Here is a 16148-nt window from a genome sequence, read left to right as displayed (position 1 = left end):
CGCCGAGATGGGTTTTTTCGAACGTTATCTCACCATCTGGGTGTTTCTGTGCATCGTCGCCGGCATCGGTCTCGGGCGGCTGTTCCCGCCGGCGTTTGAGGCCATCGGTGGCCTCGAGATCGCCCGCATCAACCTGCCGGTCGCAGCGCTGATCTGGCTCATGATCTTCCCGATGCTGCTCAAGGTGGATTTCGCGGTGCTGCATCGCGTGACGGCGCACTGGAAGGGCATCGGGGTGACGCTGTTCGTGAACTGGGGCGTAAAACCGTTCTCCATGGCCCTGCTCGGCTGGCTGTTCATCGGCTGGCTGTTCCGACCGTGGCTGCCGGCGGAGCAAATCAATTCCTACATCGCCGGGCTGATTTTGCTGGCCGCCGCGCCCTGCACCGCGATGGTGTTCGTATGGAGCCATCTGACACGCGGCGAGCCGAACTTCACGCTGACCCAGGTGGCGCTCAACGACGTCATCATGGTCGTCGCCTTTGCACCGATCGTCGGGCTGCTGCTGGGCCTGTCTTCCATCACCGTACCGTGGGACACCTTGCTGCTGTCGGTCGCGCTCTATATCGTCGCGCCGCTCGCGGCCGCCTGGCTCGTGCGCCGCGCGATCCTGCGCCACGAAACTGGTTTGGCGCGGCTCGCACAGACCATCAAGGTGCTGCACCCGGTTTCGCTCACCGCCCTGCTCGCCACACTCGTATTGCTGTTCGGCTTCCAGGGCGGGCAGATTGTGCGCCAGCCGCTCGTGATCCTGCTGCTGGCGGTGCCGATCCTGATCCAGGTGTTCTTCAACTCGGGGCTGGCGTATTTCCTCAACCGCGCACTGCACTCGCCGCATTGCGTCGCCGGTCCCTCGGCGCTGATCGGCGCGAGTAACTTCTTCGAGCTCGCGGTGGCCACGGCGATTGCGCTGTTCGGCTTCGAGTCGGGCGCGGCGCTGGCAACCGTCGTGGGCGTGCTGATCGAGGTGCCGGTGATGCTCGCCGTCGCCAATTTCGTCAACCGCTCGCGCGGCTGGTACGAAGCCAAGCCGGGCATTCTGAGTTACGATGAGTGTTGCCCGGCCACCCACATACATCCGCCGGGAGTGTAGCCCGTGGGCGCGGCTGAACCGGCCGTCATCGGGAAGCAGCTGCGCCGCGCCTGATCCGGTTACGCGCGCGGCAGCGCGTGACGCCGCTGAACCACAACCGCCGCAACTCCCTGTCGGCGGTGCCGTCTCTTCCGGCGGTTCATCTCACGTATCCGATAACATGAGCACGCCATCCGACAACCACGCCCATGATTACGATCATTCCGGCGTCGACATGATTGATAAATATCAATACTCATGGTTTTTTCTGAAAACAAAACGCGCTTCACAAAAGCAGGATTGATCCAGGTCAATATTCCATCACGCGAACAACTCTAGATTACTCATCGTTATGTGCAATCAAAAGGAGGTTCACCATGACTGAACGTAAACCACAAGATTTTTGGCCGCCATTGGCCGCCGGGGCGGGGCTGGGTCTGACATTGATGGGGATGTTTCTATTCACCGGGCACGGCCTCGGCGCAAGTGGTTTCTTCTCCCGTCTGCTGACATGGCTGAGTGCCTTGGCGGCGCCCGATTGGACCGAGATGAATTCCGATCTCGGCAACTACCTGGGCGCGGCTCATCCGATGAACTCATGGATCAGCTGGGAAATCGCCGGCGTGGCCATTGGCGCCTTGCTGGGCAGTCTCATCGCGCGGCGTTTTCGTATGAAGATCGAACGCGGACCGCGCACGGGCGTGGGCGCGCGAATGTGGTTCGCCGTGGCCGGCGGCATGCTCAGCGGTTTCGGCGCGTCGCTCGCGGGTGGCTGCACCAGCGGCTTGGGCCTGTCCGGCGGCGCGGTACTGGCGGTAGCGGCCTTCGTCTTTCTGATCGCATTTTTCGCCACCGGCTTGCTGGTGGCGACCCTGTCACGGAGGATTTGGCAATGAACTTTCCGCTCGAAAATTCAGGCAACTTGATTGTTCTGGCGACCGGCATCCTGTTCGGCTATTTCATCGAGTCCGCGGGACTCAACAGCCCGCGCAAGTTGACCGCCCAATTCGCGCTGCGCGACTGGACCGTGTTCAGGGTCATGTTCGTCGCCATCGTCGTGGCAGCGATCGGATTGTGGCTATTCGACGTGGCCGGCTGGCTGCGCTTCGACGCCCTGAAAGTCCCCACCATGTTCTTCTGGGCCATGGCGCTGGGCGGCGCGATGCTGGGTGCGGGGATGGCCATCGGCGGATACTGCCCCGGCACTTCCGTGGTCGGCCTGTTCTCCGGCCGCTTCGACGCCCTGTTCTTCATGCTCGGCATGCTGATAGGCATGATGGTGTTCGCCGTGTTCTACGACTCGCTGCAGCCGTTGTATCAGATAGGCAAGGGGCCGGAGAGTCAGACCCTCGCCGGACTGACCGGTTGGCCGACCTGGCTGTTCCTGCTGGTGCTGGCCAGTCTCGCGTGGGGCGGTTTCCGTCTCGGCGCCTGGTTTGAATCCCAGCGCGGCGGGACGATCAGCGCCAAAGACCTGGCGGGTTCCGGCAATTAGAACTTGATCGGCGATTTTCATGTTGTCTTTCTCTTGCGCATGGCCGCGTCCGTCGGGGTCGCGTCTTCCGCGTGCGGCAGGGGCATGACCTGAATATCTGAGTGTGAGCGCGACCGAAACCGCGCTGACCGCGTATCTCGTCGTGGCGGGTGGACACCCGGGCGACGAATTCCTGTGCCTTGTCGTCAAGGAACTCGACAGAGATAACTCGTCACCAACGCCGAGTGCTGCCCTGCCTCCGCTGTGTCATTCAGCCGGTGACATATTCAGGAGCTCGTTGGTTCCCGGAACGAACAAACTTCTTGATTTTGCGAGGTTCGCGACAGACGATGCTGTCATACAACTGTCACAATGCCTTGGCATGATGCGCTCCGCATTCAACACTTCACGATTTTTCAATATTCGGAGACATATACATCATGCACATCTTATCCAGACATCTTAAAAACACGGCGGTAGCCGGCGCGGTGGCGCTCGGCATGATCGCCGGTCTTGCTCAAGCCGCCGAAACCATAAACGGCGCGGGCGCGACCTTCCCTTATCCGATTTACGCCAAATGGGCCGAGGCCTACAAGGCCAAGACCGGCACGAGCATGAACTACCAGTCCATCGGCTCGGGCGGCGGCATCAAGCAGATCACGGCCAAGACCGTGGACTTCGGTGCCTCCGACGCGCCGCTCACGGTGGAAAAACTCAGCGAGATCGGCCTGATGCAGTTCCCCATGGTCATGGGCGGCGTGGTGCCGGTCGTGAACCTGGAAGGCGTGAAGGCGGGCGAACTGAAGCTCACCGGCGCCGTGCTCGGCGACATCTATCTCGGCAAGATCACGAACTGGGATGACGCCGCACTCAAGAAACTCAACCCGGGCGTGAAACTGCCGAACGGCAAAATTACCGTCGTGGCGCGCGCCGACGGTTCGGGCACCACCTTCATCTTCACCCACTATCTGTCCAAGGTCAGCCCAGCGTTCAAGGAAAAGATCGGCAACAATACCTCGGTCGCCTGGCCGACCGGCGTGAGCGGCAAGGGTAATGAGGGCGTCGCTTCCTACGTGCAGCGTCTCAATGGATCCATCGGTTACGTCGAGTACGCCTACGCGCTGCAGAACAAGATGACCTACGCCCAAATGGAGAACAGGGCCGGCAAGTTTGTAAAGCCCGAAAGCGAGACGTTCCAGGCCGCGGCCGCGGGCGCCGACTGGAAAGGCACGCCGGGCTTCAACCTGATGCTCACGGACCAATCCGGCGAAAAGAGCTGGCCGATCACCGGCGCCACCTTCATCCTGGTTTACCTGAAACAGGAAAAACCCGAGACCGGCAAGGAAGTTCTCAAGTTCTTCGACTGGGCCTATCATCACGGCGGCAAGATGGCCGAGGAACTCGACTACGTTCCGATGCCGGCCAGCGTCGTGAAACTGGTCGAGGAAACGTGGAAAAAAGAGATCAAGGACGCGAGTGGCAAGGCTGTCTGGACCGACAGCATGGTCCAGAAGTAGAATTTGCCTCACTTAATATTTCCTGTATGTGGCGGGGTCCTTCGGGACCCCGCTTTCTCTTCATAATACCGACATACCATGAACAGCGGTCGATCACACATCACCGACACCGCCAGCGGGCGGCAACGCATGATGGACCGATATTTTCAGGTCATGGCCACGGGCTCGGCCTGGTTGGTGCTGGTGATTCTCGTCGGCATCATTGTGTCGCTGTTTATCGGTGGGTGGCAGGCGTTCACTGCCTTCGGACCTAAATTTTTCATCACTGACGAGTGGAATCCGGTCACCGAGCGCTTCGGCGCGCTCGTGCCGATTTACGGCACGCTGGTGAGTTCCCTGATTGCCTTGTTGATCGCGGTGCCGATCAGCTTCGGCATCGCGCTGTTTCTTACGGAAGTCGCGCCGTACTGGCTGCGGCGTCCCATCGGCACGGCGATCGAACTGCTGGCCGCCATTCCGAGCATTATCTACGGCATGTGGGGCCTGTTCGTTTTCGCCCCGGTCATGTCGCTGCACGTTCAGCCTTGGCTGCAGGCGCGCTTCGGCGACAGCGCCTACATTGGCGCCCTGTTTCAGGGCGCGCCGCTCGGCATCGGCATGTTGCCGGCCGGCATCATCCTCGGCATCATGATCATCCCCTTCATTACCGCCATCATGCGCGATGTGTTCGCGACCACGCCCAAGTTCCTCAAGGAATCGGCCTATGCCGTGGGCGGCACGCACTGGGAAGTGGTGTGGAACGTGGTGCTGCCCTACACCCGCGTGGGCGCGGTGGGTGGCATCTTCCTGGGTCTCGGTCGCGCGCTCGGCGAAACCATGGCCGTGACGTTCGTCATCGGCAACACTCACCGGCTGAGCCTCTCGCTGTTCGAGCCGGGCAACTCCATCGCCTCGACGCTGGCAAACGAATTCACCGAGGCCGTGGGCGACATGCACACTTCATCGCTTATAGCGCTGGGACTGGTGCTGTTTCTGATCACGTTCATTGTGCTTTCTCTGGCCAAGTTCATGCTTCTGACCCTGGAATCGCGCGAGGGCGTCAAGACATGAGAAACTCGACCGCTATGGACTGGCGCTATTTCCGGCGACGTACCGTCAATATCGTGAGCCTTTCAGGTTCGGTACTGGCTACCGCGTTTGGACTGATATGGCTGTTCTGGATCCTGTGGACCACGTTCAGCTACGGATTTTCGGCATTCGACTTGAGCATGTTTCAGCAAAATACGCCGGCGCCCGGGAGCGCCGGCGGACTCGCCAATGCGATCGTCGGCAGTCTCATCATGGTCGGCCTGGCCACCGCGATCGGCACGCCGATCGGCATACTCGCGGGCACCTATCTGGCGGAATACGGCGGCCGCACGTTCGTCGCCAGCGTCATCCGCTTTATCAACGACATCCTGCTGTCCGCGCCCTCAATTATCATCGGACTGTTCGTCTATGAAATGGTGGTGGTCAGTCTCGGCCACTTCTCGGCGCTGGCGGGCGCGCTTGCGCTCGCCATCATCATGCTGCCGGTGGTGATCCGCACGACCGAGGAAATGCTGCGCCTGGTACCGAACACCCTGCGCGAGGCGGCACTGGCTCTCGGGGCACCGCGATGGAAAATGATCTCACTCGTGGCCTATCGTGCCGCCCTCTCCGGCATTCTCACGGGCGTGCTGCTAGCCATTGCGCGGATTGCCGGCGAAACCGCGCCGCTCCTGTTCACGGCCCTCAATAACCAGTTCTGGAGCACCAACCTGATGCAGCCCATGGCGAATCTGCCGGTCGTGATTTTCCAGTTCGCCATGAGCCCCTATAAAGAATGGCACGCGCTGGCCTGGGCCGGCGCGTTGCTTATCACCTTGAGCGTGCTGGCCTTGAGCATCGTCGCGCGCACTCTGTCGCGCAAGGCCAGGATGGAGCACTGAATGATGAACGATACGTCTTCTGTTCTGAACGCTGAAAGCAAGATTCAGGTGCGCAACCTGAGCTTCTTTTACGGCAAGTTCACGGCGCTGAAGGACGTCAGCCTGGACGTCGCTACGAACATGGTCACGGCCTTCATCGGGCCTTCCGGCTGCGGCAAGTCCACGCTGCTGCGCTCCTTCAACCGCATGTACGAGCTCTATCCCGGTCAGCGCGCCACCGGCGAGATCCTGCTCGACGGCGAGAACGTGCTGTCGCCGCGCACGGACCTCTTCCGTCTGCGCGCGCGCGTCGGCATGGTGTTCCAGAAACCGACGCCGTTCCCCATGTCGATTTACGAGAACATTGCCTTCGGCGTGCGCCTGTATGAAAAACTCTCGCGCTCGGAAATGGACGACCGGGTGGAATGGGCGCTGCAGCAGGCGGCCCTGTGGGACGAGGTCAAGGACAAGCTGCGCCAAAGCGGCATGAGCCTGTCCGGCGGCCAGCAACAGCGACTGTGCATCGCCCGCGCCGTTGCCGTGAAACCGGAGGTAATGCTCCTCGATGAGCCGGCCTCGGCGCTGGACCCGATCTCAACCCTGAAGATCGAGGAACTGATATACGAACTCAAAAAGAACTATACTATCGTCATCGTCACGCACAACATGCAGCAGGCCGCGCGCGTCTCCGATTTCACGGCCTTCATGTACCTGGGTGAGCTGGTGGAGTTCGCCGGCACCAACACCATCTTCACCAATCCGTCCAAGAAACAGACGGAAGACTATATTACCGGGCGCTACGGCTAAGCCGCGCCGCTCGCGAGGAATCACGCCATGGAACAGATGCACACGCACATTTCCCGCCAGTTCAATACCGAGCTTGAGGACATCCGTTCGCGCGTGCTGCAGATGGGCGGCCTCGTCGAGCAACAGATTGAACATGCCATGGATGCTCTCATCAAGGGCGACACCGCGCAAGGCGAAGCCGTGATCATGAACGACACCCAGGTCAACAAGTTGGAAGTGACCATTGACGAGGAATGCAGCCAGATTATCGCCCGCCGTCAGCCGACCGCGAGCGACCTGCGGCTGGTGGTGGCTGTCATCAAGACCATCACCGATCTCGAGCGCATCGGAGACGAAGCCGAGAAGATCGCGCGCATGGCCGTGCGGCTCGCGGGCGAGGAACGTCCCAAAAACAATTACGCCGAGATCCAGGCGCTGGGCGGTTACGTGCGCCACATGCTGCACGACGCGCTCGATGCCTTTGCCCGCCTCGATATCGAAGCAGCATTGCGCGTGGCACGCGAGGACCAGAAGGTTGACCAGAAATACGACGGCACCATGCGCCAGCTTATCACCTACATGATGGAAGACCCGCGCACGATCTCACGCATGCTCAACGTCATCTGGGCGGCACGGGCGCTCGAGCGCATCGGCGATCATTCAAGCAACATCTGCGAATACATCATTTATCTCGTCAAGGGCAAAGACGTGCGTCATACCAGTCTTGACCAGGTGGAAAAAGAAATCCTGGGCAAGATCAATTCCTGACACACGGATAACACCGGTCATCGCGCCTGCATGGGTGCGGGATGGCGCCTAGCTCACGACAGTGACAGATATCGTCACGCGCACCTTTCTCCGTTCGCCCAAGGTCCGCTCACCGGAATCCGCGCTTTTAGTGCTCCATCTTTGCGACAACCTCTAGCTTGATTTTGCCTGTTTAAGCCCCACATCAACAATCGAATACCGTCGTATGTTGGCGGTATAATATTTTTCAATCTAAATCTTCATGGGCATTCACCCGATGCCCGCGGGAGGCAAAGTGGCAACCGTTGATGTAACACAGGAAAATCTGCATCAGATCGTCAGTGATAATAACCTGGTCATCGTGGACTTCTGGGCGCCGTGGTGTGGTCCGTGCCGTTCTTTCGCGCCGGCTTATGAAGCCGCGTCGGAAAAATATCCGGATGTCGTGTTCGCCAAGGTCAATACCGAGGAACAACAGGCGCTGGCCGGTTACTTCCAGATTCGCTCGATTCCCACCCTGATGATCTTCCGCGAGAAGATCATCATCTTCGCGCAGCCCGGCGCACTGCCTGCCTCCGCCCTCGACCAGGTGATCGAGAAGGCCAAAGCGCTCGACATGGATGAGGTGCGGCGCGACATCGAAGCGCAGAGTAAGGCCGATAAATCTGCCTGAAACGGCGCCAAACCGGTTGCGGTCCACGCGATCCGGGGTATCCCTGCAACGCTGTCATATAAGTGTCATAATACTGACGTAATTTGTCTGTAATATTCTGTGCTCCCTTTTGGCCAACCTATGAATATTGCCGAACTCAAACCGTCGGAAGATCTGCGGTCGCCGGAACTATATATCAACCGGGAGCTCAGTCTGCTCGAGTTCAACCGGCGGGTGCTGGAGCAGGCCAAGGATCCGGCCACACCGCTGCTGGAGCGGCTCAAGTTCCTGTGCATTTCCAGCACCAACCTCGATGAGTTTTTCGAAATCCGGGTGGCGCGTCTGCACGAACAGGTCGTGTCGGGGTCGGTGCAGGCCGGGCCGGACAACCTACTGCCGCAGGAGGTGTTGAAGCAAATCAATGCCGCCACCCACCGGCTCGTGGAAGATCAGTACCATACGCTCAATGAGCTGCTCATTCCCGAGCTGGCGCGGCAAAACATCCGCTTCGTGCGGCGCACCGAATGGAACGCGGATCAGGAAGCCTGGGTCAGACACTACTTCGAGCACGAGCTGCTGCCGGTATTGAGCCCGCTCGGCCTCGATCCGTCGCATCCCTTCCCGCGGATTCTGAACAAAAGCCTCAACTTCATCATTTCGCTCCGCGGGGTCGATGCATTCGGCCGCCGCGGCGGTGTCGCCGTGGTGCAGGCGCCGCGCGCGCTTCCGCGTCTGATTCCTTTGCCCAAGGAATGTTCCACCGGACCCCATGACTTCGTGTTCCTGTCTTCGATCATCCATACCCATGTCAACGATCTGTTTCCGGGCATGGAAGTCACCGGTTGTTATCAGTTCCGTGTCACCCGCAACAGCGAACTGTTCGTGGACGACGAAGAAGTGGATGACCTGCTGCGCGCGGTCGAAGGTGAATTGCCGTCGCGCCGCTATGGCGATACCGTGCGTCTGGAGGTCGCCGACAATTGTCCACCGGACATGGCCGGCTACCTGATGAATAAGTTCGAGCTAACCGAAGAAACCCTCTACCAGGTCAACGGTCCGGTGAATTTCAGCCGCCTGCTCGCCATCTACGATCTGGTGGACCGGCCGGACCTGAAGTACCCCGCCTTCACTCCCGGGTTCCCGAAAAAACTCGTGCGCAACAAAAACCTGTTCGAGGTCATCCGCCAGGGAGACGTCCTGCTGCATCATCCTTTCGAGTCGTTCGTTCCGGTGATCGATTTCGTGCGCCAGGCCGCCGCCGATCCCGGTGTCCTGGCCATCAAGCAAACGCTATACCGCACCGGACCGAACTCGGCCATGGTGGACGCCCTGATCGAGGCGGCGCGCGCCGGCAAGGAAGTCACGGTCGTGATCGAGCTGCGCGCCCGTTTCGATGAAGAAGCCAACATCAGCCTGGCGACGCTGCTGCAGGAAGCCGGCGCCCACGTGGTATACGGCGTGGTCGGTTTCAAAACGCACGCCAAGATGACCCTGGTGGTGCGACGCGAGCGCACGCGCCTGCGCCACTACGTGCACCTTGGCACGGGCAACTACCATGACCGCACCGCCCGCCTTTACACCGATTTCGGCCTGCTTACCTGTGACGAGGCGATTGGCGACGATGTGCACAAACTGTTCTTACAGCTCACCAGCATCGGCCGCGCCAGCAAGCTTCAGAAACTGGTGCAATCGCCATTCACCCTGCATAAATCGCTGCTGGAAAAAATCGAACGGGAGGCCGGGCACGCGCGTGCCGGCAATCCGGCGCGCATCATCGCCAAAATGAACGCCCTGGTGGGGTCACAGATCATACAGGCCCTCTACGCAGCCTCGCAGGCGGGAGTCAATATCGACCTCATTGTGCGCGGCATCTGCTGCTTGCGACCGGGCGTACCGGGCGTCTCGGAGAACATCCGCGTTCGCTCCGTTATCGGCCGTTTTCTCGAGCACACCCGCGTCTATTGGTTCCAGAACGACGGGAATCAGGAGATGTGGATGGCAAGTGCCGACTGGATGGATCGCAACTTTTTCCGCCGCGTCGAAACCGCCTTCCCGATCGAGAACAAATCGCTGCGTGAGCGAGTATATAAGGAAGCGCTGGCGGTCTATCTGGCGGATAATACCCAAGCGTGGGAGTTGCTGAGCGACGGCAGTTACCGGCGCCTCGCGCCGCAGGACCAGGAACCAATATCGGCACAGGACACCCTGCTCGAGGAGTTGGCGGAAATTTCTTGAGAATTAATATTCACGGGATGGGTGTCCGGATTATATTAGTGTGATTGAAGGCTTAGAGTTTTCCCTGTTTGATCAAATGGACAAGTGATGGATTCAGCCGCGCGCTGGCGAACCTGTCGCTCGATGCGTTTACCGAAAGCCCGGCGTGTTCGGCGCAGGTCATACGACTGCTGCATGTTAAGCCAAAAACTCAGGTGTGGTGCCGAAGTAACGCGCGAGCCGAAGCGCCGTGTCCGCCGTGATGGCCCGGGTGTTATTCAGGATCTCCGTGGCGCGACGTGCCAACGTCCGTATGGGTCGCATGTTTTTCATCGGTCAATCTTGTCAGCGGCGAACCCGTCTGCCCTCATACTGGCGAACAATACCCAGGCGTGGGAGTTGCAAAGCAACGGCAGTTACCGGTGCCTCTTGCCCGACGGCCAGGAATCGGCTTCCGCCCAGGCCAATCTGCTGTGCGAGCTGGCCGAAAATCCCTGAAACCGGGTCACTCGAAACGCAGCCGCGTCCGCGCCGTCTTGAGATAACCGGTTTCGAGTGCGAGGTCGGCGCGTGTGAGCGGGTTCTTGGTGAGCCACCCGCGCGGAAAACGGACATCGATCGTGCGTTTCTTGGCGGTAAGTCGGAACGCTGGCAGCAAAGCGTCGCTACGCCGCCGGTGCAGCAGCACCGCGAGACGCAACAGTATCCCCAGCCGACGGGCTTTTTTCGCCTGACCCTTCGGCAATGTTGCGAACTCTTCCGCGGGAAACTTGCGCCGGTGCGCGCGAATCAGCAGCGCCAGCAAATGCTGCTCGGTGCTCGAAAACCCGGGCAGATCGGAATAGCGCGCCAGATAGGCGCCGTGCTTGTGATAGCCGCTATGCGCCACGGCAAGACCGATTTCGTGCAGACGCGCCGCCAGGGACAATGCCTCGACGTCCTCCGGAACGAGTTTCCAGTGTTCCGCCACCTGTTCGAAGCAGGCGCGTGCCGTGCGCTCTACGCGCTCGGCCTGCGGCTTGTCCACGTGAAAACGGGCCGTGAGAGCACGCAGGGTTTGTTCGCGCGCATCTTCATGACGCAGACGTCCCAATAAGTCATAGAGCAGCCCTTCACGCAGGGCGGCACTGGCGATGTGCAAGTGTTCGATGCCGAGCGCCTCGAATGCGGCAAGCAGAATCGCGACGCCGCCGGGCAGCACCGGCGCCCGGTCGGCACTGAGCCCCGGCAGATCGAGAGCGTCGACATGGCCGGCGCTGATCAGCGTTTCGCGTAACCGCCCGATGACCTCGGGGGTAATATCGTCGTCCTTCGTCCAGCCGCACGCTTGCGCGACAGCGCCGACGGCACGGATGGTCCCGGAAGAACCGTAGACGCGTTGCCAGCCTTGTTGAAACTGGGCCTCGACAGGAGCCAGTTCCAACCGCGCCGCCGTCTCGGCACGACGCATGGCCTTTTCGGTGATCTTGCCATTTGGGAAATATTGCCGGCTGAGGCTCACGCAACCCATATAAAGACTTTCCATCGATTTGGGCTCGGAGCGTTCACCCAGAATTAGCTCAGTGCTGCCACCGCCGACGTCCAGTACCAGGCGCGTGCCCTCGTCAGCGAGTTCCCGCGCCACGCCTTGATATATCAATCGGGCTTCTTCACGTCCCGAAATCACCTCGATCGGATGGCCGAGCGCCAGCCGCGCGCGACGGAGGAATTTCTGGGCATTGCGCGCGCGCCGCAGGGTGTTGGTCCCGACCGCACGCATCGTGCCGGCGCGCATGTCGCGCAAACGCTCGCCGAAACGTTCCAGACAATCGAGTGCACGCCGCTGGGCGTCCTTGGATAGATGACCGCGCTCGTCCAGCCCAGCACCGAGACGCACCGTTTCCTGAAGACGATCCATGACGTGGAGCTGGCCGTGCACCACGCGCGCCACGATCATGTGAAAACTGTTGGAACCGAGATCCACCGCGGCCACGGTCTGCGTCCCTGCCGTGCGGCGAACCGCCGTGGCGACCGAGGGCACAAGGCGCAGTGCGCGCGCTAGCGGCATGGAACTCCCGCGGACAAGTAGTAACGAATGGGAAGCATGAAAAGAAGAGCGATGGCTTTCATGATTTCATTGTAGCAGTCGCAACGCTTCTGCAGGTAAAAAGATGCCATCATTTCAGATGTAACGATCCGTCAGCACGAACGCCCAGGTCAGAATCACCAGCGCCAGAGAAATATACACGGCGGCTGAACCCATATCTTTGGCCCGACCTGAGAGCTTGTGATCCTTTTTGCTGATGCGGTCGACGGCGGCCTCGAGCGCAGAATTGAGCAACTCGACGATCAGCACGATCATCAGGCTCCCGATCAGCAACGCACGCTCCACGCCGTCCCGGCCAAACCACGCTCCCAGCGGCGCGAACACGACAAACAACATCACCTCCTGACGGAAAGCCGATTCGCGACGCAGCGCCGCGCGCAACCCGGCCACGGAGTACCCTGCGGCGCGCGCGATACGACCCGCATCGGTCATGCTCAACAGCAATTTCTTGCCCAGACCCACGCGTGCAGAAGCTCGTGATTATTCGGTTTGTTATGCATGAATTTATTGTCATTGAATTGAAACACCCGGATATGACAACCACGTGACATTTTCGTCCGGTTTTCGTCAAAAAACCTTAACGTCCTGCATGCATAGTTCGTGCGGCAAACAGGAATGAAAAACGATATGTCAGTCACCTCCGTCCAATCGAGCACGGCAACGTCGCCCGCCAAGAAAACCGAAGGCCGTTTGCGTCGGTCGGTCGGATCGCGGCGTCGCGTTCGGCCCTCGTCACCGTCGTCACGCGCCGATAACCGACGTCCGCCGATCCTCCATTCCGGTACTCCCCTGAACCGCCGTGACCCGCTTCGGTTCCGCACGGTTTGGATCTCCGACGTACATTTCGGCACGCGCGCGTGCAAAGCCGAATTTCTGCTCGACTTCCTGGAGCACGCCCGTTGCGAACGCCTGTATCTCGTCGGCGATATGATCGATTTCTGGAACCTCAAGAGCGGCTGGTACTGGCCGGCGAGCCACAGCCAGGCGCTCCAGAAAATCATGGAAATGGCGGCGCGCGGCACGGAAGTGATCTACGTGCCCGGTAATCACGACGAGCTGTTCCGCGATTACGCCGGTTCGGTATTTGGCGGCGTGCAAGTCGTGCAGCAGGTCATTCACGAGACCGCCGACGGACGCCGATTTCTCGTGATTCATGGCGACGAGTTTGACAGCATCGTCAAGCACAGCAAGTGGCTCGCAGTTCTCGGCAGCGGAATGTACGACTTCCTGCTCTATGCCAATCGCTGGGTTAACTTCGTCCGGCGCCGTCTGGGCCTGACCTACTGGTCACTCGCCGCTTACCTCAAGCACAAAGTGAAGAACGCCGTCAACTTCATCAGCCATTTCGAACAGGCGCTGGCGCGCGAGGCGCGGCGGCATCGTGTCGACGGGATCGTCTGCGGCCACATTCACAAGGCGGCGCTCGAGTACGTCGGGGACATCCTGTATGTCAATGACGGCGACTGGGTCGAGTCCTGTACCGCGCTGGTCGAGCGTCACGACGGTTCGCTCGCGGTGCTGCACTGGGCCGACGAGTGCCGGTGGTTGCTCGAGGAAGGCAGAGCGCGGGCGGAAGCCCCTGTGATTGAGGAGGCAGCATGAATATCGTCACCATCACCGACGCCTGGCGCCCGCAGGTCAACGGCGTCGTCAACACCATCGTCCGCACCAACGAGCAACTTGGGACACTGGGTCATATGACGCACGTCATTTCACCGCAGGATTTCCGCACCGTTCCGCTGCCGACCTACCCCGAAATACGCCTTGCGCTTTTTCCGGGGCGGCGGGTCCGCGCGATGCTTGAGACGCTCAACCCGGACGCGGTGCACATCGCCACCGAGGGGCCCCTCGGCCTGGCGGCGCGCGCCTGGTGCCTCGAAAACCGATTCCCATTCACCACCGCGTTTCACACGCAGTTCCCGGAGTACCTCTGGCTGCGTACGCGAATCCCACTGGCGCTCAGCTACCGTCTGATGCGCTGGTTTCACGGACCGGCCAGCACGCTCATGGTGGCCACGCCAACCCTGCATCAGCATCTGACGAGGTGGGGCTTCCGTAATCTGGGTTACTGGTCGCGCGGCGTGAATACCGAGCTGTTTCGCCCGCGCACCAAGTCTTACCTCGATGCCAATCGGCCGATTTTTCTGTACATGGGGCGCGTGGCCATCGAGAAGAACATCGAGGCCTTCCTCAAACTCGATCTCCCGGGAACCAAATATGTCGTCGGGAGCGGTCCGGACCTGGAGACGCTTCAGCGCAAATACACCGCCGTGCGCTTTACCGGCTACAAGTCCGACGAGGAACTCGCCAAACATATCGCGGCCGCGGACGTATTCGTATTTCCGAGCCGCACCGATACTTTCGGGATGGTGATGATCGAGGCCCTGTCCTGCGGCATTCCGGTGGCAGCGTATCCGGTTCAAGGGCCGTTGGACGTGATCGAACACGGCGTCACCGGCTGCCTCAGCGACAATCTGCGCGAAGCCGCGCTTGAGGCACTCAAACTCAATCCCGAGCGCTGTCGTGAGACGGCCATGAAATATACCTGGGAGGCTTGCACGCGTCAGTTCCTCGGTCATCTGGAGACCGCACGCCGCGACAACCCGGCGGCACTCGCCGCCAGTCGTCCGGCGGGCTGAATCAGTCCGCGTGGGGGCCGGCGAGCCGGCGCTCCAGCCGCAAGAACGGCTCGATCAGATTTTGGGTACGCGTTTCGAGATAACGGCGCTGAAAGCGTTGAAACAGTTGGTGCACTTGCCGCTCGCTGTGTTGCGCCAACCGGCGCAAACCGGGAATGACATCAAGCTCATTCGGGGGTTTCGATCGTTCCCCATGAGCGGTCTCGATCGCCTCACGCGCCTGCTGCGCCCCCGCCGCTTCGGCCAACTGCACGAACAGGCGCCGGCGCACGAAACCGTCACACAGTGCGCCGGCCTCGTCCTGAAACTTTTTGAGTCGCTTCACCCCAGCACGCGCTCCCGGAAGGCGCGGACTCGAAGGCTCGATAAGATAGCGCAGACGCTTGGCCTGAATACGCGCGTCATGGATAGCTTCGGCATCGGCTGCCGAATGTACCCGGGCAAGATCGGCGGCGACTTTGGCGGTCTGGACGCGTATATGATCGGCCATGACTCCGCCATTGGATGACTTGTTCCGACTGACCGCGAGTGCCTGGCGCAGGTGCTGTACCAGGGCGGTGAAATCGGTCAGCACCTGCGTCCGCAGCTGCGCGTAGGCGGCGTCACGCATTGCTTCGAGCCGTTTCCGCAACCACTCGTGGGCGGCGTCCTCCGTCGCCGGCAACGATGACTGGATGTCGAGCCAGGCGAGGAACACTTCGGAGTCACGGCCTGCGTTCGTGGCGCGCACCACGCGCTTGAGCTGGCGGCGCCTTTTTTTCGGCAATTTCCTGAGACAGGATCGATAGGCCCGCAGAACACTGCGCAGGCGTCGCAACGCGACTCGGAAATCGTGCAGGGCTTCGGGGTCGGGATCGCTCGCCACACGCTCGGCAGCTTCGCCAGCGGCGTTGAGATATCGATGCGCCAAATGTACCGCAACGTCGCCCGCGGGCTCGCTTTGCCAGCCGCGAGGGCGTGCCGAGCCCGGCTTGGTTGATGCATCAGGCTTTGTGGCCATACAAACAGCGAGCGGGATCAGCCGTGCTCTTTTCCAAGCCGCCAGCACCAGTACAAGTCATCGGCAAGGCCC

15 protein-coding genes are annotated in these 16148 nt (G+C 60.6%); 12 read left to right on the top strand and 3 right to left on the bottom strand.

Going from position 1 to position 16148, the window contains the following annotated elements:
- The first annotated feature begins 7 nt into the window (after positions 1-7).
- From arsB to ppk1, 10 genes are all read left to right on the top strand, one after another.
- Positions 8-1093, top strand: a complete 1086-nt coding sequence (gene arsB, locus WB402_RS13075) for an ACR3 family arsenite efflux transporter (RefSeq protein ID WP_424208586.1) — start codon at positions 8-10, stop codon at positions 1091-1093.
- A 356-nt stretch (positions 1094-1449) separates the two neighbouring features.
- Positions 1450-1968 carry a YeeE/YedE family protein gene (locus tag WB402_RS13070; RefSeq protein WP_424208552.1) on the top strand — a complete coding sequence of 173 codons (519 nt, stop codon included), beginning with the start codon at positions 1450-1452 and terminating at the stop codon, positions 1966-1968.
- On the top strand, positions 1965-2567 hold the full coding sequence (locus WB402_RS13065) for a DUF6691 family protein (RefSeq protein ID WP_424208551.1): 603 nt from the start codon (positions 1965-1967) through the stop codon (positions 2565-2567). The genes WB402_RS13070 and WB402_RS13065 overlap by 4 nt, the downstream gene beginning before the upstream one ends.
- Before the next feature lie 419 nt (positions 2568-2986).
- Entirely contained in the window at positions 2987-4063 is a 1077-nt protein-coding gene (gene pstS, locus WB402_RS13060) for a phosphate ABC transporter substrate-binding protein PstS (RefSeq protein WP_424208549.1), read from the top strand.
- 78 nt (positions 4064-4141) lie between these two features.
- A complete protein-coding gene (gene pstC / locus WB402_RS13055) occupies positions 4142-5113 on the top strand; it encodes a phosphate ABC transporter permease subunit PstC (protein WP_424208547.1) in 972 nt (323 codons plus the stop codon).
- Positions 5110-5973: a phosphate ABC transporter permease PstA gene (pstA, locus tag WB402_RS13050; RefSeq protein WP_424208546.1), complete on the top strand. Its 864-nt coding sequence runs from the start codon at positions 5110-5112 to the stop codon at positions 5971-5973. Before pstC ends, pstA begins: the two co-directional genes overlap by 4 nt.
- A gap of 3 nt (positions 5974-5976) precedes the next feature.
- Complete coding sequence (gene pstB / locus WB402_RS13045; RefSeq protein ID WP_424208584.1) at positions 5977-6759, top strand: phosphate ABC transporter ATP-binding protein PstB; 783 nt, start codon at positions 5977-5979, stop codon at positions 6757-6759.
- A 27-nt stretch (positions 6760-6786) separates the two neighbouring features.
- Positions 6787-7506, top strand: coding sequence for a phosphate signaling complex protein PhoU (gene phoU, locus WB402_RS13040; RefSeq protein ID WP_424208544.1), 720 nt, complete (start codon positions 6787-6789; stop codon positions 7504-7506).
- Between the two features lie 274 nt (positions 7507-7780).
- Complete coding sequence (gene trxA / locus WB402_RS13035) at positions 7781-8158, top strand: thioredoxin (protein ID WP_424208542.1); 378 nt, start codon at positions 7781-7783, stop codon at positions 8156-8158.
- Positions 8159-8278: 120 nt separating this feature from the next.
- Positions 8279-10372 carry a polyphosphate kinase 1 gene (gene ppk1, locus WB402_RS13030; protein WP_424208540.1) on the top strand — a complete coding sequence of 698 codons (2094 nt, stop codon included), beginning with the start codon at positions 8279-8281 and terminating at the stop codon, positions 10370-10372.
- Positions 10373-10856: 484 nt separating this feature from the next.
- Here ppk1 and ppx read toward each other — a convergent pair whose 3' ends face one another.
- Together ppx and WB402_RS13020 are read right to left on the bottom strand one after the other, a co-directional pair.
- A complete protein-coding gene (gene ppx, locus WB402_RS13025; protein ID WP_424208538.1) occupies positions 10857-12398 on the bottom strand; it encodes an exopolyphosphatase in 1542 nt (513 codons plus the stop codon).
- A 114-nt stretch (positions 12399-12512) separates the two neighbouring features.
- Positions 12513-12869 (bottom strand): diacylglycerol kinase, encoded by a 357-nt coding sequence (locus WB402_RS13020; protein ID WP_424208582.1) that lies wholly within the window; start codon positions 12867-12869, stop codon positions 12513-12515.
- A 195-nt stretch (positions 12870-13064) separates the two neighbouring features.
- Here WB402_RS13020 and WB402_RS13015 point away from each other — a divergent pair, with 195 nt between their 5' ends.
- Together WB402_RS13015 and WB402_RS13010 are read left to right on the top strand one after the other, a co-directional pair.
- Positions 13065-14039: a UDP-2,3-diacylglucosamine diphosphatase gene (locus WB402_RS13015; protein WP_424208536.1), complete on the top strand. Its 975-nt coding sequence runs from the start codon at positions 13065-13067 to the stop codon at positions 14037-14039.
- Complete coding sequence (locus WB402_RS13010) at positions 14036-15076, top strand: glycosyltransferase family 4 protein (RefSeq protein WP_424208534.1); 1041 nt, start codon at positions 14036-14038, stop codon at positions 15074-15076. Before WB402_RS13015 ends, WB402_RS13010 begins: the two co-directional genes overlap by 4 nt.
- Position 15077: 1 nt before the next feature.
- On the opposite strand, the gene WB402_RS13005 is transcribed toward WB402_RS13010, so the two are convergent.
- Positions 15078-16076, bottom strand: coding sequence for a CHAD domain-containing protein (locus tag WB402_RS13005; RefSeq protein WP_424208532.1), 999 nt, complete (start codon positions 16074-16076; stop codon positions 15078-15080).
- Positions 16077-16148 lie beyond the last annotated feature (72 nt).

Origin of the sequence: Sulfuricaulis sp., assembly GCF_049587675.1 — a bacterium.
Lineage (GTDB): Bacteria > Pseudomonadota > Gammaproteobacteria > Acidiferrobacterales > Sulfurifustaceae > Sulfuricaulis.
The sequence above is the reverse complement of the archived record's forward strand: the minus strand, read 5'-3'. Positions and strand labels throughout refer to the sequence as shown.